12 protein-coding genes are annotated in these 16465 nt (G+C 45.2%); 6 read left to right on the top strand and 6 right to left on the bottom strand.

Going from position 1 to position 16465, the window contains the following annotated elements:
* The 3 genes from MTF70_RS10680 (at window position 1) to MTF70_RS10690 (ending at window position 4844) form a co-directional block, all read left to right on the top strand.
* A complete protein-coding gene (locus tag MTF70_RS10680) occupies window positions 1–1098 on the top strand; it encodes an efflux RND transporter periplasmic adaptor subunit (RefSeq protein ID WP_025766865.1) in 1098 nt (365 codons plus the stop codon).
* Window positions 1095–4205, top strand: coding sequence for an efflux RND transporter permease subunit VmeI (gene vmeI / locus MTF70_RS10685; RefSeq protein WP_017634672.1), 3111 nt, complete (start codon window positions 1095–1097; stop codon window positions 4203–4205). The genes MTF70_RS10680 and vmeI overlap by 4 nt, the downstream gene beginning before the upstream one ends.
* Before the next feature lie 72 nt (window positions 4206–4277).
* A complete protein-coding gene (locus MTF70_RS10690; protein ID WP_017634671.1) occupies window positions 4278–4844 on the top strand; it encodes a DNA-3-methyladenine glycosylase I in 567 nt (188 codons plus the stop codon).
* Between the two features lie 24 nt (window positions 4845–4868).
* On the opposite strand, the gene MTF70_RS10695 is transcribed toward MTF70_RS10690, so the two are convergent.
* The 4 genes from MTF70_RS10695 to cls all read right to left on the bottom strand — a co-directional run bounded on the left by MTF70_RS10695 (window position 4869) and on the right by cls (window position 9767).
* Window positions 4869–5729, bottom strand: coding sequence for a lipase secretion chaperone (locus MTF70_RS10695; protein ID WP_017820864.1), 861 nt, complete (start codon window positions 5727–5729; stop codon window positions 4869–4871).
* Window positions 5730–5741: 12 nt separating this feature from the next.
* The gene (locus MTF70_RS10700; RefSeq protein WP_086013868.1) at window positions 5742–6671 is read right to left on the bottom strand and encodes a triacylglycerol lipase; all 930 of its coding nucleotides are present in this window, start codon (window positions 6669–6671) and stop codon (window positions 5742–5744) included.
* Window positions 6672–6895: 224 nt separating this feature from the next.
* Window positions 6896–8101: a cystathionine beta-lyase gene (locus MTF70_RS10705; protein WP_248393970.1), complete on the bottom strand. Its 1206-nt coding sequence runs from the start codon at window positions 8099–8101 to the stop codon at window positions 6896–6898.
* Window positions 8102–8312: 211 nt separating this feature from the next.
* Complete coding sequence (gene cls, locus MTF70_RS10710; protein WP_005378105.1) at window positions 8313–9767, bottom strand: cardiolipin synthase; 1455 nt, start codon at window positions 9765–9767, stop codon at window positions 8313–8315.
* A gap of 430 nt (window positions 9768–10197) precedes the next feature.
* On the opposite strand from cls, the gene MTF70_RS10715 reads away from it, so the two are divergent.
* From MTF70_RS10715 to MTF70_RS10725, 3 genes are all read left to right on the top strand, one after another.
* Window positions 10198–11568, top strand: a complete 1371-nt coding sequence (locus MTF70_RS10715) for a sodium-dependent transporter (RefSeq protein WP_043884644.1) — start codon at window positions 10198–10200, stop codon at window positions 11566–11568.
* A gap of 82 nt (window positions 11569–11650) precedes the next feature.
* The gene (locus MTF70_RS10720; protein ID WP_025766861.1) at window positions 11651–12343 is read left to right on the top strand and encodes a TIGR01621 family pseudouridine synthase; all 693 of its coding nucleotides are present in this window, start codon (window positions 11651–11653) and stop codon (window positions 12341–12343) included.
* Between the two features lie 31 nt (window positions 12344–12374).
* Window positions 12375–13316: a class I SAM-dependent methyltransferase gene (locus tag MTF70_RS10725; RefSeq protein WP_064368054.1), complete on the top strand. Its 942-nt coding sequence runs from the start codon at window positions 12375–12377 to the stop codon at window positions 13314–13316.
* Window positions 13317–13529: 213 nt separating this feature from the next.
* Here the strand turns inward: MTF70_RS10725 and MTF70_RS10730 are convergent, their stop codons facing one another.
* Window positions 13530–14585, bottom strand: a complete 1056-nt coding sequence (locus tag MTF70_RS10730; RefSeq protein WP_213986662.1) for a hybrid-cluster NAD(P)-dependent oxidoreductase — start codon at window positions 14583–14585, stop codon at window positions 13530–13532.
* Between the two features lie 81 nt (window positions 14586–14666).
* Window positions 14667–16328, bottom strand: a complete 1662-nt coding sequence (gene hcp / locus MTF70_RS10735) for a hydroxylamine reductase (RefSeq protein WP_005378097.1) — start codon at window positions 16326–16328, stop codon at window positions 14667–14669.
* Window positions 16329–16465 lie beyond the last annotated feature (137 nt).

A 16465-nucleotide genomic window follows, 5' to 3' on the forward strand; every position in this document is an offset into this window, starting at 1 on the left:
ATGAAAGGAATCATCTCTCTAGCGACTATACTTTCAACGCTTTTTCTCGTCGGCTGTGGGGATAAGGCGCCAGAAAAAGAGCTCGAAACGCCACGAGTTAGGGTTACGTCATTAGCGGGAAACAAGGTGGACGACAACTTGTACTTCCCTGCGGTTGCGAATGCAGCGGATCGCTCTCATTTGAGCTTCAGAGTCGCAGGAGAAGTCAGCCGCATCATGGTAAAAGAGGGCGACAAAGTCACGAAGGGTGATGTTATTGCAACGCTAGATCCCACTGACTATGAGTTGGATGTAGATAATGCGAGTGCGCGTTTTTCTGTTGTCGACAGTCAGTATCGCCGCTCACGCCCTTTGGTTGATAAAGGCCTATTAGCTAAGTCTCAGTTTGATGAAATTGCAGCACAACGACAAATCGCCTTAGCTGAGCTTCAGTTAGCCAAACTTCGTCTATCATTTACTGCCTTAAAAGCGCCCGTGGATGGGATTATTTCGCGAGTTAATATCGACCAATTCGAAAATGTTCAAGTCGGACAGCATATCGTTAATATTCACAGCTTGGAGCGAGTCGAAGTGTTGATTCAGCTTCCTGACCGCCTCTATGTGAACCAACCGCCAACGGAAGAAAGGCTTACCGCGATCAAAGCATTAGTGCGCGTGCCCAGTGGTAACGAATATAACGCGACGGTAAAAGAATTTACGACTGAGCCCGATCCAACAACAGGTACGTTTACTGTCACACTGTCGCTTCCTATGCCGGAAGAAGAGTACATCCTAGATGGTATGGCTGTTGAGGTAACTTCTAAAGACGAGAATGTTGGGCTTGATCTCAACCTAGGAATTAATGTTCCTATCGAAGCCATTTTTAATGCGGATGGTGACGAGCTGGGGCGCGAAAACAAATTTGTTTGGGTACTGAATGACGACAATACGGTATCGCGCAAACAGGTGCGAGCAGGTAAGGCATCTAAAACGTCCATTCAAATCCTTGATGGTCTCATGCTCAAAGACAAAGTCGTGATTGCCGGTGTTTCTCGATTAAGGGATGGCATGAAAGTGGAAGTGATACAGGAAATGGCTACGCAGGAGGTCGGTCTATGAGCGATCTTAATAAATCAGTGCCTCAAAGTGATGATGATGTGACCGGTATTGCTGCGTACTTCATCCGAAATCGCGTCATCAGTTGGATGGTCGCACTGATATTTTTGATTGGTGGTATCGCCGCATTCTTTGGTTTAGGGCGTCTTGAGGACCCTGCTTTTACTATTAAAGATGCGATGGTAGTGACCTCTTACCCTGGTGCGACACCGCAACAAGTCGAAGAAGAAGTGACGTACCCAATCGAAAAAGCGATTCAGCAGCTTACTTATGTTGATGAAGTAAATTCGATTTCTAGCCGGGGATTATCTCAAATCACGGTCACGATGAAGAACAATTATGGCCCTGATGATCTACCACAAATTTGGGATGAGTTGCGCCGTAAAGTGAACGACCTTAAAGGGACGTTGCCTCCAGGTGTGAATGAACCTCAAGTGATCGATGATTTTGGTGATGTTTACGGGATTTTGTTAGCGGTGACTGGCGACGGTTATAGCTATAAAGAGCTACTGGATTACGTCGATTACTTACGCCGAGAGCTCGAACTGGTTGATGGCGTGAGTAAAGTTTCGGTATCCGGGCAACAACAAGAACAAGTTTTCATCGAAGTATCGATGAAAAAGCTGAGCAGTATAGGTCTTGCTCCGGATACCGTGTTTAATCTTCTTTCGACGCAAAACGTGGTTTCTGACGCAGGAGCGATCAGAATTGGTGACGAGTACATCAGAATTCAGCCGACTGGCGAGTTCCAGAGTGTGGAGGAGCTGGGTGATTTGTTAATTACTGAGTCGGGCGCCCAGGGGCTCATTTTCTTGAAAGATGTGGCGGAAATAAAACGCGGGTATGTAGAAGTACCGAGTAATGTTATTAATTTTAACGGCAGCCTTGCACTGAACGTGGGTGTTTCTTTTGCTGAAGGCGTCAATGTGGTTGAAGTCGGAAAAGCTTTTGATCATCGCCTTGCCGAGCTAAAGTATCAACAACCTGTCGGTATCGAAATCTCGGAAATTTACAGTCAGCCTAAAGAGGTGGATAAATCGGTTAGCGGTTTTGTTGTCAGCTTGGCTCAAGCTGTCGGTATCGTCATTATCGTACTTCTGTTCTTTATGGGGCTACGTTCAGGTCTGCTTATCGGTTTAATTTTACTGCTGACGGTGTTGGGTACGTTCATTTTCATGAAGTATCTCGCGATAGATTTACAGCGGATTTCATTAGGTGCCTTGGTTATCGCGTTGGGTATGCTGGTGGACAATGCAATCGTCGTGGTTGAGGGGATTTTGATTGGTACTCAAAAAGGGCGAACTCGACTCCAAGCAGCGACCGACATTGTTACGCAAACAAAGTGGCCATTACTTGGGGCAACAGTGATTGCGGTAACTGCATTTGCGCCAATTGGACTGTCTGAAGACTCGACGGGCGAATACTGTGGCACTTTATTTACGGTTCTGCTGATCTCTTTAATGTTGAGCTGGTTTACCGCTATCTCGTTGACACCATTCTTTGCTGACATCTTCTTTAAAGGCCAGAAGATTAAACAAGGTGAAGGGGAAGAAAATGATCCATATAACGGGGTTATTTTCGTTATTTATAAAAAGTTTCTTCAGTTTTGTATGCGTCGTGCTTGGTTTACCGTTGTGGTGCTGATTGCGGGATTAGCGGCAAGTGTTTACGGGTTCACCTTTGTGAAGCAAGCGTTTTTCCCATCTTCGACAACGCCGATTTTTCAGTTAGATGTATGGATGCCAGAAGGAACTGATATTCGAGCAACTAACACAACGCTTAAAGAGTTAGAAAGTTGGTTAGCTAAGCAAGAGCATGTTGACCATATCACGACGACCGCGGGTAAAGGCTTACAGCGCTTCATGTTAACGTACGCGCCAGAGAAAAGTTATGCGGCTTATGGTGAGATAACCACTCGTATGGAAAATTACGAAGCGTTAAAACCATTAATGGCGAAGTTTCGAGAGTATTTAAAAGCCAACTACCCAGAAATCAATTACAAGCTCAAACAGATTGAGTTAGGCCCTGGTGGTGGTGCAAAAATTGAAGCTCGCATTATTGGCTCAGATCCAACCGTCCTTCGTACGATAGCCGCTCAGGTCAAGGACATCATGTACGCCGACCCTCAGGCAACAAATATCAGGCATGATTGGCGTGAACGAACCCAAGTTCTTGAACCTCAGTTTAACGAGAGTCAGGCACGTCGCTATGGCATTACCAAATCAGATGTCGATGACTTCTTGTCCATGTCATTCTCTGGAATGACGATAGGCCTTTACCGAGACGGCACGACGCTCATGCCTATCGTGGCTCGTTTACCTGAAGATGAACGTATTGATATTCGTAACATTGAAGGCATGAAAATATGGAGTCCAGCACAGAGTGAGTTTATCCCACTTCAACAAGTCACAATGGGTTACGACATGCGTTGGGAGGATCCTATCATCGTACGTAAGAACCGTAAGCGTATGCTCACTGTGATGGCAGACCCTGATATTCTAGGTGAAGAAACCGCATCGACATTGCAAAAACGCTTACAGCCCCAAATCGAAGCGATTCAATTACCACCAGGTTATTCCTTAGAGTGGGGTGGTGAATACGAATCTTCAGGTGATGCTCAAGAGTCACTGTTTACTACTATGCCAATGGGGTACTTGTTCATGTTCTTGATCACTGTATTCCTATTTAACTCTATCAAAGAGCCACTCATTGTTTGGCTTACCGTACCGCTGGCGTTAATTGGCGTCACCACTGGTTTGTTGGCACTCAACACGCCGTTTGGTTTTATGGCATTGCTCGGCTTCTTAAGCTTATCGGGAATGGTGCTCAAAAATGGCATCGTATTACTGGACCAAATTGAAATTGAAATGAAGTCCGGTAAAGAGGCTTATGACGCGGTCGTTGATGCTGCGGTAAGTCGCGTCCGTCCCGTTTGTATGGCTGCTATCACGACGATCCTTGGTATGATCCCACTGTTGCCAGATATTTTCTTCAAACCAATGGCGGTTACGATTATGTTTGGTTTGGGTTTTGCGACAGTCCTGACACTGATTGTCGTGCCAGTGTTGTATCGTTTGTTCCATAAAGTGGCAGTACCGAAACAGGCTTAGTGCTACTGATATAACGATAAAAAATATCGCGCCTCTAGCTCATCAGTTAGAGGCGCTTTTTAAGGAAGAATAATGACAGAACAAAAAACGTGTGCGTGGGCGATGAATCACCCATTAGAGCGCGAATATCATGATTCCGAATGGGGCGTGCCAGTATATGACGACCAAGTCCTGTTTGAATTTATTACTTTGGAAGGTGCGCAAGCTGGTCTTAGTTGGATCACCATCCTTAAAAAGCGCGAAGGTTACAGAGAAGCGTTCGAGAATTACGATCTAGATGCGTTGGAACAAAGAAATGAAGAACGCGCTGAATACATCGTGGAAAACTTCGATGTTGTAAGGCATCGCGGAAAGATTAACTCGGTTTTCAGTAATGCCAAAGCGGCCAAAGCGTTAATTGCTGAATACGGAAGTTTATCAGACGCGTTGTGGCAGTTCGTGGACGGCGAACCAATCATTAATCAATGGCAACATATGAGTGACGTGCCAGTTTCGACAGAGCAATCCAAAGCCATGAGTAAATTCCTAAAAAAGAAAGGCTTCAAGTTTGTCGGTGAAACCATCTGTTATGCTTTCATGCAAGCCGTCGGCATGGTGGATGACCATATCGTTGGATGTCCTAAAAAGCAGAATAAGTAACGTTTGGCGATTAAGCTAATGTTGTTAGTTCTGGCTATCATGAATACGTTCCAAAGCTTCGATTCGACGCCATTGAGTGGCATCGAAGCTTTGTTTTCTTAAAGCAATGATTTCTGACTGTTTTTCGTCTTGCCCTAGAAAATCTCTATTCAGAATATTTTGACGCTGCTTTAAGTAAGTGGCGAGTTGAGTCTCAAATGATTCTCTTTGCTCATCAAGTTTTTGCAGCCTCTGCGCTCCGGCATCTCCTACCAGAGCAACACGGGCGATGTACTTGTCTTGTGAATCAAGCTGAGAAGCTTGCTCGAGCTGCTTTGCTAATGCGTTATTGCGTTCACTTTCTCGTATGTAATCCGGTTGTTCTGATAACGCTTGATTGAGAAGGTGTTCTTGACTCTCGATATCCGATGCCTGTGTTTTAATCGTCAGCTTTTCTAAAGCAAGTTGGCGAAGTCGGTTTTCTTCGTCAAACAATTGGGTTATCTGCGCCTCGCTAAAGTATTGAAGCTGTAAGTTCAGTATTGCTTCATTCAGCATGGTTAACTGTTCAAGCGTTAGGTGATTGTGCTCAAAAGGCTCTAATGCAGAGAGTGCTTGCTTGTAGGAAAGGTAGGTTTGAAAAAGTTTGGCATCAATATTCAGAGTTTGCTTTGCTAAAGTGTCATCATTGACTTCCGCTTTGATCGTATCGAGATCTTCTTCGCCCAGCCGGCTAAGAGAATATTCGAAGAAATCTTTTGGGGAAGAGACATCGGCGGCTATATCTTGCTGAGATGGCGAATGGTTAGAGGTTATCTCTTGTTGTTTGTCGCTTTGCAACAGAGAAAGCGCTCCCACGCCAAATATCGAGAGCAGGATAAAAGTGGTGAGAGCGACTTTCTTCATTGTGATGACCTCTTATAAACCTTGAAGTTTGAGACGATTTGCATGTTGGCGATAAAGCGTGACTGGATCGGTTTCAAAAAGATGATGAATACCGAGTAGACCGTTAATTTCATCCAAATGGTTCATTTGATAATCATCACGTATGACTTTGCCTAAATGTGTGCTGCACGCACCAACTAAGCCATCATTCGGCCCATCAAAGGCTAAGCCAAGTACCATCATGGCAGCGTCAGTCGGATCGAAAACGTTTGTAAAAGTGGATGATCCGGTCCATGAGTAGTAATAAACGCCATTTGAAGCTAGCAAGTCGCCATTACCACATTCACTGGTAGGGACTCCCTCTGGGTAGTGCTGGTTAAACGCCAATGATCCTTCCGTGGTCAAGGCTGCTAATGAGGCTAAAGGGTCTTGGTCGAGATCAGAACCACCTGATAGAAGATTAATAAGAGTGGTTAAACCTTGCGCCAGTTTTACCGCGAGCTGCTCACTCCCCGAACCCTCAGATACGGTGCCACGAACTAAATCGGCTACTTTAGACCCTTTATTAACGCCTCCTATACTCGTAACTGATGCGACTAGGTCAGGACGGACAGAGGCAACATAGCGCGTTGTTGGACCACCATGACTGTGACCAATGAGATTGACTTTCTCTGCGCCTGTAGCTGCAAGTAAGGTTTCTACTTGAGCAAGCAGTTGCTCCCCTCGAACTTCGCTGCTATTGGTCGCGGATACCTGTGCAACATAAACTTTAGCACCATCTTTTGTTAAGGAATGTGGTATTCCGAAAAAGTAATCAACGCCTGCCAGGGTATCAAAACCAAACAAACCGTGAACCAAGACAATCGGATACTTGGTTTGGGTATAACCTGTTGCAGCGTATACGGAGGTTATTGGGACGGTAACTAAGGTAAAAAGCATTAGCGCTATAAATTTGAGTTTCAAAACTATCTCCTTGTGGTATGACCTCTTATGAATGATAAAAAGTAGGAGAGAAACTCTAAATTTGAAAAGCCTATTTATGGCACATTATTTCATTCTGTGACTGCTCAATTGAAAAACAACACAAATGATTAACATTAATTAATGGTTCGGGCGAATGTTAGTTAATTCTAATTAAGTCAGAGGGTTATAAAAATGCCCCGCAAGGCAGGGCGATTCAATCATTGTTATAGGGAGGCTTCTTTTTCAAGCATTAAGGCATTATAACGCGCAAAACCAGCCTCTAAATCAGCGATCAAGTCATTTACGTCTTCTAAGCCAATATGAATACGAACCAAAGTACCTTCAAAGTGTGGGTGAGCTACGGTTCTCAGGCTGTTAAAGCTCTTAGGTTCGTTAGCTAGAATGAGGCTTTCATAACCGCCCCAAGAGTAACCCATACTGAAGTATTTCATACCATCAAGCAGAGCCGTCGTCGCTTTTGGATAAGACGTTTTGAGAACAAATGAAAACAAGCCGTTTCCACCTGTGAAGTCTCGTTTGAAAAACTCATGGCCAGGGCTTGTTTCTAAAGCTGGATGGCGGACATGATCAACTTCTGGGCGAGAAGCGAGCCACTGAGCGACTTTTAAACTGCTTTCTGCGTGCTGTCTTAGGCGAACATCCAACGTGCGAATACCTCGAAGACCTAGGTATGCGTCGTCAGGAGAAACGCACTGACCCATCAGGTAGCTTTGTTCACGAAGCTGATCCCAATACTTTTCAGAAGCCACAGCAGTACCTAGCATGACATCTGAATGTCCAACGATATACTTAGTCGCCGCTTGAATGGAAATGTCTACGCCATGCTCGAAAGGAGAGAAGTTCACGCCAGCTCCCCATGTGTTGTCTAGCATCACGATGATATCTTGCTCATGGGCAATGTGCGCTAATGTAGGTACATCTTGGACTTCCATGGTTATTGAACCAGGAGACTCTAAGAAAAGGACTTTGGTATTCGGCTGAATCAAGTCTCGGATACCTTCACCGATCATTGGGTCATAATAGGTGGTTTCGATGCCCATTTTCTTCATGATGATGTTACAAAAGTCACGAGTTGGTTCGTAACAAGTGTCCACCATTAGAATGTGATCGCCAGTTTCAACGAAAGAGAGGATGGCGTTTGAAATTGCTGCCGTTCCACAAGGGTAAAGCGCGCAACCAGCTCCACCTTCAATCTCAACCATTGCGTCTTGGAAAGCAAAGTGCGTGTTGGTGCCTCGGCGACCATAAAACAACGTTTTGTTTGCACGATTAATGGTGGCTTGGTTCTTTTCTGCAACGGTATTGAATACCACAGTTGAAGCGCGTTGAACGGGTGGGTTTACAACACCATTTGTCCACTTTTTATCGCGGCCAGCGGTAATGAGTTTGGTTTTTTTTCCCTCTGACATAAAAGTTCCCTGTCTTAAATATTGCGGTTTTGAATATTTAAAACATGGACGACGTAGGTTATGCAAGGGAAAAGTCAACTATCAGCCAATAACAGCCAAGATGAACAGGTAATGATGTCGAGAGGTATCGTGTAGATAGGGAGCTAAAAGAACAAACCTCCAGCAGGATGCATGTAGCGCTGGAGGTTTTTTAGCCTGTGTATTTGAGGTATTAGAGGAGTGGATTGAAGAGATAGAACACTCGCTCTAAGAACCGAGAAAATAGGCTCCTTTTCTCCCATTCTTCCAATACAACAGTGTGAGATTGCTTAATATAGCTATCTTGTAACCAAGACATTTGCTTGGTGAACTCTTCGTCATCAACGGCGAGGGTCACTTCGAAGTTCAGCCACAAGCTGCGCATATCCATGTTTACGGTGCCAACTAAACAAAATTGGTCGTCAATTACGACAGATTTTGTATGCAGCAAACCACCATAAAACTCATAAATCTTGACCCCTGCACTCAAGAGCTCACTATAAAAAGCGCGTGACGCCCATTGCACCATCATAGAGTCATTTTTATGTGGAATAATGAGTTCAACGTCAATGCCTCGTTGTGCTGTCATCTTTAACGTTTCGAGTAAATCAGCATTGGGCACGAAATATGGTGTTGTGATTCGTACCGAGCGATTGGCTTGGTTTATTGCCAATGTTAATACTTGATAGATCAGATATTCCGGCATACCTGGGCCAGAAGGCACAACCTGAATAGGGTGTTGGAATTCACTCTCATCGATCTTGCATTCAGGTAGTCTTGGTAAATGACGTTCGCCAGTTTCGACTTCCCAATCCCAACAGTGGATGGCACTCAATACGTTTACCGTTGGTCCCGTAATGCGAACCATGATGTCCACCCAATGCCCGACGCCACTGTTTTGCTTGAAGTAAGCCGGGTCAACCAGGTTCATTGAACCGGTATAAGCAATTTCATCATCAATTACGATGATCTTGCGATGTTGGCGAAGATCAAGACGACGTAAGAAAATACGCCACATCTTCACTTCTAGCGCTTGAATAACTTCAATTCCAGCATCCTGCATCATTCGATACCAAGGACTTCTGAAAAAACGTGGACTACCTGCTGAATCGAGCAATAGCTTGACATCTACGCCGCGTTTAGCCGCTTGAATAAGCGCAGAAGCGACAGAGTCAGCCAAACCACCCGGATGCCAAATGTAGAATACCATTCGAATACTGCTCTGCGCGTTTTCGATGTCTTCAATAATGGAATGCAAAATCTCATTAGGTGACTGTTGCAGCGACAATGTATTACCGCTCAATGCGGGAAGACCAAGGCGGTTGTTACAAAGTTCATCAATTCGGTAGATGTGCCTTCCCATCGTTTCTGGGTTGTGCGCGTTACAGTCGTTAAGCTGACTGAACCACTTCTCGAATGGTGTAAACATCTCTTTCGCACGTTCGGCTCGCTTTCTGCCTAAGTTCAGTTCACCGAAGAGGAAATAACATGCGACACCCAGAACGGGAAGGATATAAATGATCATTAGCCAAGCTAAAGACACGCTCACTGCACGGCGCTTTAAAACGACACGAATGGTCACACCTGCGACCAGTAACCAATATAGCCCGATGCCAGCTAAAGTAAGAAAGTGATAAAACTTGTCCATATACGCTCAGAGTAATATGCCCTTCTAGGATATTAAGCATAAAAGTGGGTTGGGGGAATAGATTTCCCATTTAGACGTGGGATTGACCTTATATGAGGAACGAATTTCATAACAGCTGATTCTGTTATTTTAATGTGAAAAATAAGGTCATTCTTTAACTTTTGAACAAAAAAGCAGCATTTAACCTGCGTAACTCGACACTTGTGCGATAAATGTACTTTTTTGGGGTTCCAATTTTAAAGGGGAGCTGCTTTACTTTCTAGATATAGTGCGTCGAACGCTTATTTTATAAGTGTACAATAATTTTTACATAAACTTTTTAGACGCCTATCTCTATGCATACACAACAAACTAATTTTGGAGAAAAAGCGTGGCTACAACTAATACAGCAGCACCACGTGATACGTGGGGGTCTAAACTAGGCTTCGTAATGGCAGCAGCGGGTTCCGCTGTCGGTTTAGGCAATATATGGAAATTCCCTTACACAGCAGGTGAGAGTGGCGGCGGTGCATTCGTTGCTATCTATCTTATCTTTGTAATTTTTATCGGCTTTAGCGTGATGCTGACAGAGTTCGCTATTGGTCGTAAGACAGGTCTTTCTGCCGTAGGTGCATTCAAAACAACTGACCGACGCTGGACGTTCACTGGCGTTATGGGAGTTTTCAGTGGTCTTTTGATCATGGGCTTCTACCCTGTGGTTGGTGGTTGGGCATTGGCCTACATCTTTAAAGTGGGTGGTGGTCTACTCAGCGCGCCAGAAGCAATTGGCGACAGTTTTGGCGGTTTCATCTCAGATCCGATTCAACCTTTAATGTGGATGGGTGTTTACCTGTTCCTTAACGTCATGATCGTGATGAAAGGGATTTCGGGTGGTATTGAGAAAGCCGGTAAGGTTCTGATGCCGCTTCTGTTCTTAATCCTAATCGTTGTTTCTGTTAAGGGCTTAATGCTGCCAGGTGCAATGGCTGGCCTTGAGTTCTTATTCATGCCGGACTTTTCTAAAGTCGACAGCAACGTGGTTCTTGCTGCACTAGGACAGGCGTTCTTCTCACTTAGCTTAGGTATGGGTTGTATGATGACGTACGGTTCTTACCTGAAGAAGAAAGAGAATCTAGTTCAAACAACCGGTATGGTTACAGCGATGGATACTGGTGTCGCGATTCTTGCTGGTGTTGCTATGTTCCCAGCAATGTTTGCCTTTGGCATGGAGCCTGCAGCAGGCCCTGGTCTTGTATTCGTTGTCGTTCCTCAGCTATTTGCTGAAATGGGCGGAGTGATTGGGTTGCTATTCGCGTTGCTATTTTTCATCGGTTTGACGGTGGCGGCATTAACTTCTTCAGTATCACTATTGGAAGTTGTCGTGTCTTACCTAATCGACGAGAAAGGCATGAAGCGCTCTAACGCAGTTCTGTCTGCAAGCGCAGTTATGGCGGCATTATGTATTTTTGCGTCACTATCGTTAGGTGGAATGGGACCAACGCTGTTTGGTACCGGTGCCTTTGATATCTTCGACTTGCTAACGGACAAAATCTTCCTAGCGGTTGGTGGTATGTTGGTTTGTATCTTTGCTGGATGGCGCCTAAGCCGTGCTGAGCTAGAAAAAGAGATCACTAATGACGGCGAAGTATCCTTCCCGCTATTTGGATTGTGGTACAACCTAGTTAAATACCTGATTCCTGTTGCGATTGCTATTGTTGCCTTCATGGGGATTAAGTCTGGCTTTGATAGTGGTAAAGGTGAAATCATGCTGCTGGGTATCGCAATCATTGGTCTTGCTGGTATTTTCTCTAGAAAGCTCTAGCTCAGGCCTTAGGGCAAGCCTCGATAGCTTTGTCCGATAACTTATGTATACTGCTGGCTCCAAACGTGGAGCCAGTTTTTTTATGTTCGATATTCTACATACCCATCCCGATTTTCTGATCATCAATAAGCATCCCAACGTCTCTGTTCATAAAGACGATGGCGACACAATGCTGCTGCAAGAAGTGGCTAAGCAGAGTGGTGATGAGCAGCTTTATCTTATCCATCGCTTGGATAAAATGACATCGGGTATTCTGCTCCTCGGACGCAACGCCAAAGCGGCTAGTGCGTTATCGCAAGCTTTTGCTGACCGCCAAGTGGAAAAGTTCTATCTGGCGATTGGCTCTAAAAAGCCGAAAAAGAAACAAGGTTTGGTCGTTGGTGATATGGAGCGTTCGCGCCGTTCATCATGGAAGCTGGTCAACAGCAAAAATAACCCAGCCGTCACCCAGTTTTTCTCTCTTGCGGCAGAGCCCGGAGAGCGCCTATTTTTATGTAAGCCACACACTGGTAAAACGCATCAAATCCGCGTGGCATTAAAATCGGTTGGCTCAGGTATTGTTGGCGACCCGATTTACAATGCAGGCAATGAGGCTGATCGCGGTTATCTGCATGCATTTTCACTTTGCTTCCAATACCGAGATGAGCAATATCGCTTTGTTTGCGACCCACGAGAATACCAAGTGCTGGGTAACAAATGGCTCAGTGAAATAGTCTCTCAGGGTTTGGATACTTGGCTTTCCCCTTGGGAACTGAACTGGCCTACGATCAAATAACCGTCACAAAGAAAACTAATAAGAGAACTCGATGCAAGCATCACAACTTCCGCTGTTCTTTCAGCATCTAGAAACCGAGCTCGCGCAAGCTCCTAACGAAATTCGTCGACTGTTTCATGGTCGTGGCCGTCGTTTTGAGGGCCTAGAGCAAATCACCTGTGATTGGTTACAAGGTCAGGTGATTATCAACTTGTTTAAAGAAGTCGACGACGCGTTTCTCGCTGAGCTGAAAAACGGCCTCAATGCGTTGGCACAATCACCACTGTGGGCAGACAAGCAAGGTCGCACTATGGTTCTTCAGCACCGTTATGCCGATGGTGCGCCTTCAGAAGTGCTTGTCGGTGAATTAGACGCTCGCCCTGTCGTTGAAGAAAGCGGTTTGAAATACCAATTGGATATTGGCCGCAATCAAAACTTCGGTCTGTTTTTGGACATGCGCTACGGTCGTGATTGGGTACGGGAAAATGCGAAGCATAAAAACGTGCTTAACTTGTTTGCTTACACGTGTGGCTTTTCTGTCGCTGCCATTGCGGGTGGCGCAGATAAAGTGGTTAACGTCGACATGGCAAAAGCGTCGCTGTCTAAAGGTCGTGAGAACCACAAGCTAAATGGTCATAACATCAACCAGGTAAGCTTTATGGGGCACGATATCTTTAAATCGTGGGGTAAGATTAAGAAATCTGGTCAGTATGACTTGATTATCATCGATCCGCCTTCATTCCAGAAAGGCAGCTTTGCGCTGACTAAAGATTACAAAAAGATTTTACGTCGGTTGCCGGATTTGTTGGCAGACGGTGGTCAAGTGATGGCATGTGTGAACTCGCCATCTGTGACAAGCGACTTCTTGATTGAAAGCATGAAAGAAGAAGCGCCAGAGTTGACATTCCGTGAGCGTCTGGATAACCCACCAGAGTTTATGGACGTAGACAGCGAAGCAGCATTGAAAGTGTTGCTGTTTAGCGAGAAGCAATGACGACGAAACGAAAGTTGTACCTATCTATAATACCAGCCGTTTGAGTAAGGCTGGCATCTCCGCGATACCCCGTCAATCTGAATAGCGAGACGCGAGTGTGATTCAGAGTCTATTATCAGAGTGAGTTATTCCTAACACGCTGATATTAGATTCCTGACCTCGCCTAGGCTCGTCGGAATGACGGGAAACAATAAAAGATCGATACCAGCAGCATTAACCGATCTGCACTTCAAGATCCGCTTCGATGGTTGATGAGCAGGCGAGCACATAGCCTTGTTCAATTTCTTCTTGCGTCAATGTTTCTAGGCTGGTGGAAGAGACGTTGCCTTTACGAACCTTGCATTTGCACGAGCCACAAATCCCGCTTCGACAAGCGACGATTAATGGTAAACCTGCGCTTTCGAGCACATCGGCCAGTACCTGACCTTTTTGAGCATCGATGCTTTGAGCAAAATCAGGAACAGAAACGTTAACCGTCTCATCGGAGACCGATGATTCTGCGCCAGTCGCTGGCGTAAAACTCTCTTGGTAGAAGTTCGTCATGTCAAAACCAAGGTCATTCAAATAGCCGTGAACATCTTGCATAAACTGGCTTGGACCACACAGGTAAACGGTGCGCTGTTTGAAATCAGGAACAAGCTCTTTAAGCCAGTCGGCATTCAAACGACCTTGTGGATGCGATGTTCCTTCGCGGTTTTTCAGCAACAACTTTAAATTGAAGTTGGGATACACAGCGTCTAACGTTTCTAGCTGATCGTAGTAAATCGTCTCTTCTGGGCTGCGTGCAATATGAAGAAATGCGATGTCCACATCGTTGTCGTTTTCATCTTGATTACTCAGCCAGTGTTTTGCCATCGAAAATACGGGCGTGACGCCGCAACCTGCACTGATAAGCAAGGCTTTTGTTTCGCCATCACGTAACACGGGTGGATGGTCGATGCAGTTAAATTCGCCTGCTGGTGGTAATGCTTGAACAGTATCACCGAGCAGCAGCGAATCAACGATGTAGTTCGATACTTTACCGCCAGATACTCGTTTGATGGTGAGTTGAAGGTGATCGTCTTCATTGATCGAGCTGATTGAATAGGCACGAAACTCCATTTTTCCATCAATTTCGACGCCCAAGTTAATAAACTGGCCAGGCTTAAACTGAAACAGAAGTGATTCGGTTAGTTCGGCCAATTTTATGCTGACGGTGTCGTGTGTTTCGAAGTATTTGTCGATGCAACGGAGTGTGACGGGTTGGTTACCTTGCCATTCAAAAAACATAACAATCTCTTTGGTTGTGGCTATTTTTGGTTCGAAATAGATAGCGCCTCCGCGTAAGGAGGCGCGTAACAAGCAAGTTTATTAAGCTGCTAGGATGGCTTTTAGATCATCCTGAACATTGCCAATACTGCGCATATCGAACTTCTCTTGGATGATGGCGATTAGGTTTGGCGTTAGGAATGCCGGTGCAGTAGGGCCTGTGTAAATGCCTTTCACGCCCAATGCAAATAGCGTTAGCAAGATAACGATCGCTTTTTGCTCGAACCAAGAAAGCACAAGCGTGAGTGGTAGTTCATTGATATCACAGTCAAACTCTTTCGCCAGTGCAAGTGCAAGCTGGATTGCAGAGTAAGCATCGTTACATTGGCCCACATCCAATAGGCGAGGGATGCCGTTGATATCTCCGAACGTATTCTTATTGAAGCGGAACTTACCACACGCCAAGGTCAGGATTAGCGTGTCTTCTGGTGCTTCAGCCGTAAAATCGGTGTAGTAGCTACGTTCCGCTTTATCACCATCACAACCGCCGACTAGGAAGAAGTGCTTGATGTTGCCTTGCTTCACTTGGTCGATAACCGCAGGGGCGGCGTTCATCAGTGCATTTCGACCAAAACCAACCGTGATGTGGTGTTCGATTTCATTGTGTTGGAAACCATCTTGCGCTAGAGCACATTCAATCACTTGGCTAAAATCATCGCCTTCGATGTGAGCAACACCAGGCCAGCCAACAATACTACGCGTGAATAAACGGTCTGCGTATTGACCCACATTTGGATTCAACAAGCAGTTTGACGTCATTACGATTGCGCCAGGGAAGTTTGCGAATTCTTTCTGCTGGTTTTGCCATGCGCTGCCGTAGTTGCCGACAAGATGAGGGTATTTCTTCAGCTCAGGGTAGCCGTGTGCAGGTAGCATTTCACCGTTGGTGTAAACGTTAATGCCTTTGCCTTCAGTCTGTTGCAGGATTTTTTCTAGGTCATGCAAATCATGGCCAGAAACAAGAATACATTTGCCTTTTACTGGCTTGACGTTCACCGTGGTTGGTTCTGGATGGCCGAAGGTCATTGTTTCACCTTGGTCGAGCATTTCCATCACTTTGTAGTTCATCAGGCCGATGCGCATTGAGCAATCAAGTAGTTCACCAAGATCTTCAGGGTCTGTACCCAACCACGCCATGATTTCATGGTATTCGGCATAGATATCGTTGTTGGTTTGCTCAAGAACACGTGCGTGCTCCATGTATGCTGCGGCACCCTTAAGGCCGTATAGGCAAAGTAAGCGTAGGCCAATAACATCTTCATGTACTTGGTCCTTACCACGGTTAACCGCGACTTGAGGAGCAAAAGCTAAGATTGCTTCTGCGCTATTTGGTAGCTCAAAGTGAGCAACAACAGGGATGTCAGCAACTTCGGTATCGGCGAGTGTTGCAGCAGACATTACTTGCTCTTTTAGCAATGCTTTGTACGTTGCCGCTTGAGAAGTTAGCTCTAGGACACGTTCAGGGTCAAAGTTTACGTTCGTCAATGTAGAGAAAAATGCCTTTGGTGCCCATTGGTTGATTTCATCGTTAATGATGTTGAATTCAAGTGCTTTTGATGCCCAAAAAGAAACCCCTTGCAGTGTGTAAACCAACACGTCTTGAAGGTCAGATACTTCAGAAGTTTTACCACACATACCTTGTGCAAAAGAACAACCTTTAACAGCAGGGGTTTGAATTGTCTGTTCACATTGAATACAGAACATATTGGGTTCTCCAGTGATTGTTTTAATAGTCGTGATGTTGACCACTAGAGAGCAGAATGCGTGCCAATTATTATCCTGTTGATTTTTAATGATTTTATTTGTTTTTGATAGGGCGAGTGATGTAATTAAGACAACGT

This window comes from Vibrio sp. 2CM40D, from assembly GCF_023161825.1.
GTDB lineage: Bacteria > Pseudomonadota > Gammaproteobacteria > Enterobacterales > Vibrionaceae > Vibrio > Vibrio alginolyticus.

Excerpts from the sequence above, each read along its gene's own strand:
- MTF70_RS10680 (WP_025766865.1), top strand. The coding sequence starts at position 1 with ATGAAAGGAATCATCTCTCTAGCGACTATACTTTCAACGCTTTTTCTC.
- vmeI (WP_017634672.1), top strand. The coding sequence starts at position 1,095 with ATGAGCGATCTTAATAAATCAGTGCCTCAAAGTGATGATGATGTGACC.
- MTF70_RS10690 (WP_017634671.1), top strand. The coding sequence starts at position 4,278 with ATGACAGAACAAAAAACGTGTGCGTGGGCGATGAATCACCCATTAGAG.
- MTF70_RS10695 (WP_017820864.1), bottom strand. The coding sequence starts at position 5,729 with ATGAAGAAAGTCGCTCTCACCACTTTTATCCTGCTCTCGATATTTGGC.
- MTF70_RS10705 (WP_248393970.1), bottom strand. The coding sequence starts at position 8,101 with ATGTCAGAGGGAAAAAAAACCAAACTCATTACCGCTGGCCGCGATAAA.
- cls (WP_005378105.1), bottom strand. The coding sequence starts at position 9,767 with ATGGACAAGTTTTATCACTTTCTTACTTTAGCTGGCATCGGGCTATAT.
- MTF70_RS10715 (WP_043884644.1), top strand. The coding sequence starts at position 10,198 with ATGGCAGCAGCGGGTTCCGCTGTCGGTTTAGGCAATATATGGAAATTC.
- MTF70_RS10720 (WP_025766861.1), top strand. The coding sequence starts at position 11,651 with ATGTTCGATATTCTACATACCCATCCCGATTTTCTGATCATCAATAAG.
- MTF70_RS10725 (WP_064368054.1), top strand. The coding sequence starts at position 12,375 with ATGCAAGCATCACAACTTCCGCTGTTCTTTCAGCATCTAGAAACCGAG.
- MTF70_RS10730 (WP_213986662.1), bottom strand. The coding sequence starts at position 14,585 with ATGTTTTTTGAATGGCAAGGTAACCAACCCGTCACACTCCGTTGCATC.
- hcp (WP_005378097.1), bottom strand. The coding sequence starts at position 16,328 with ATGTTCTGTATTCAATGTGAACAGACAATTCAAACCCCTGCTGTTAAA.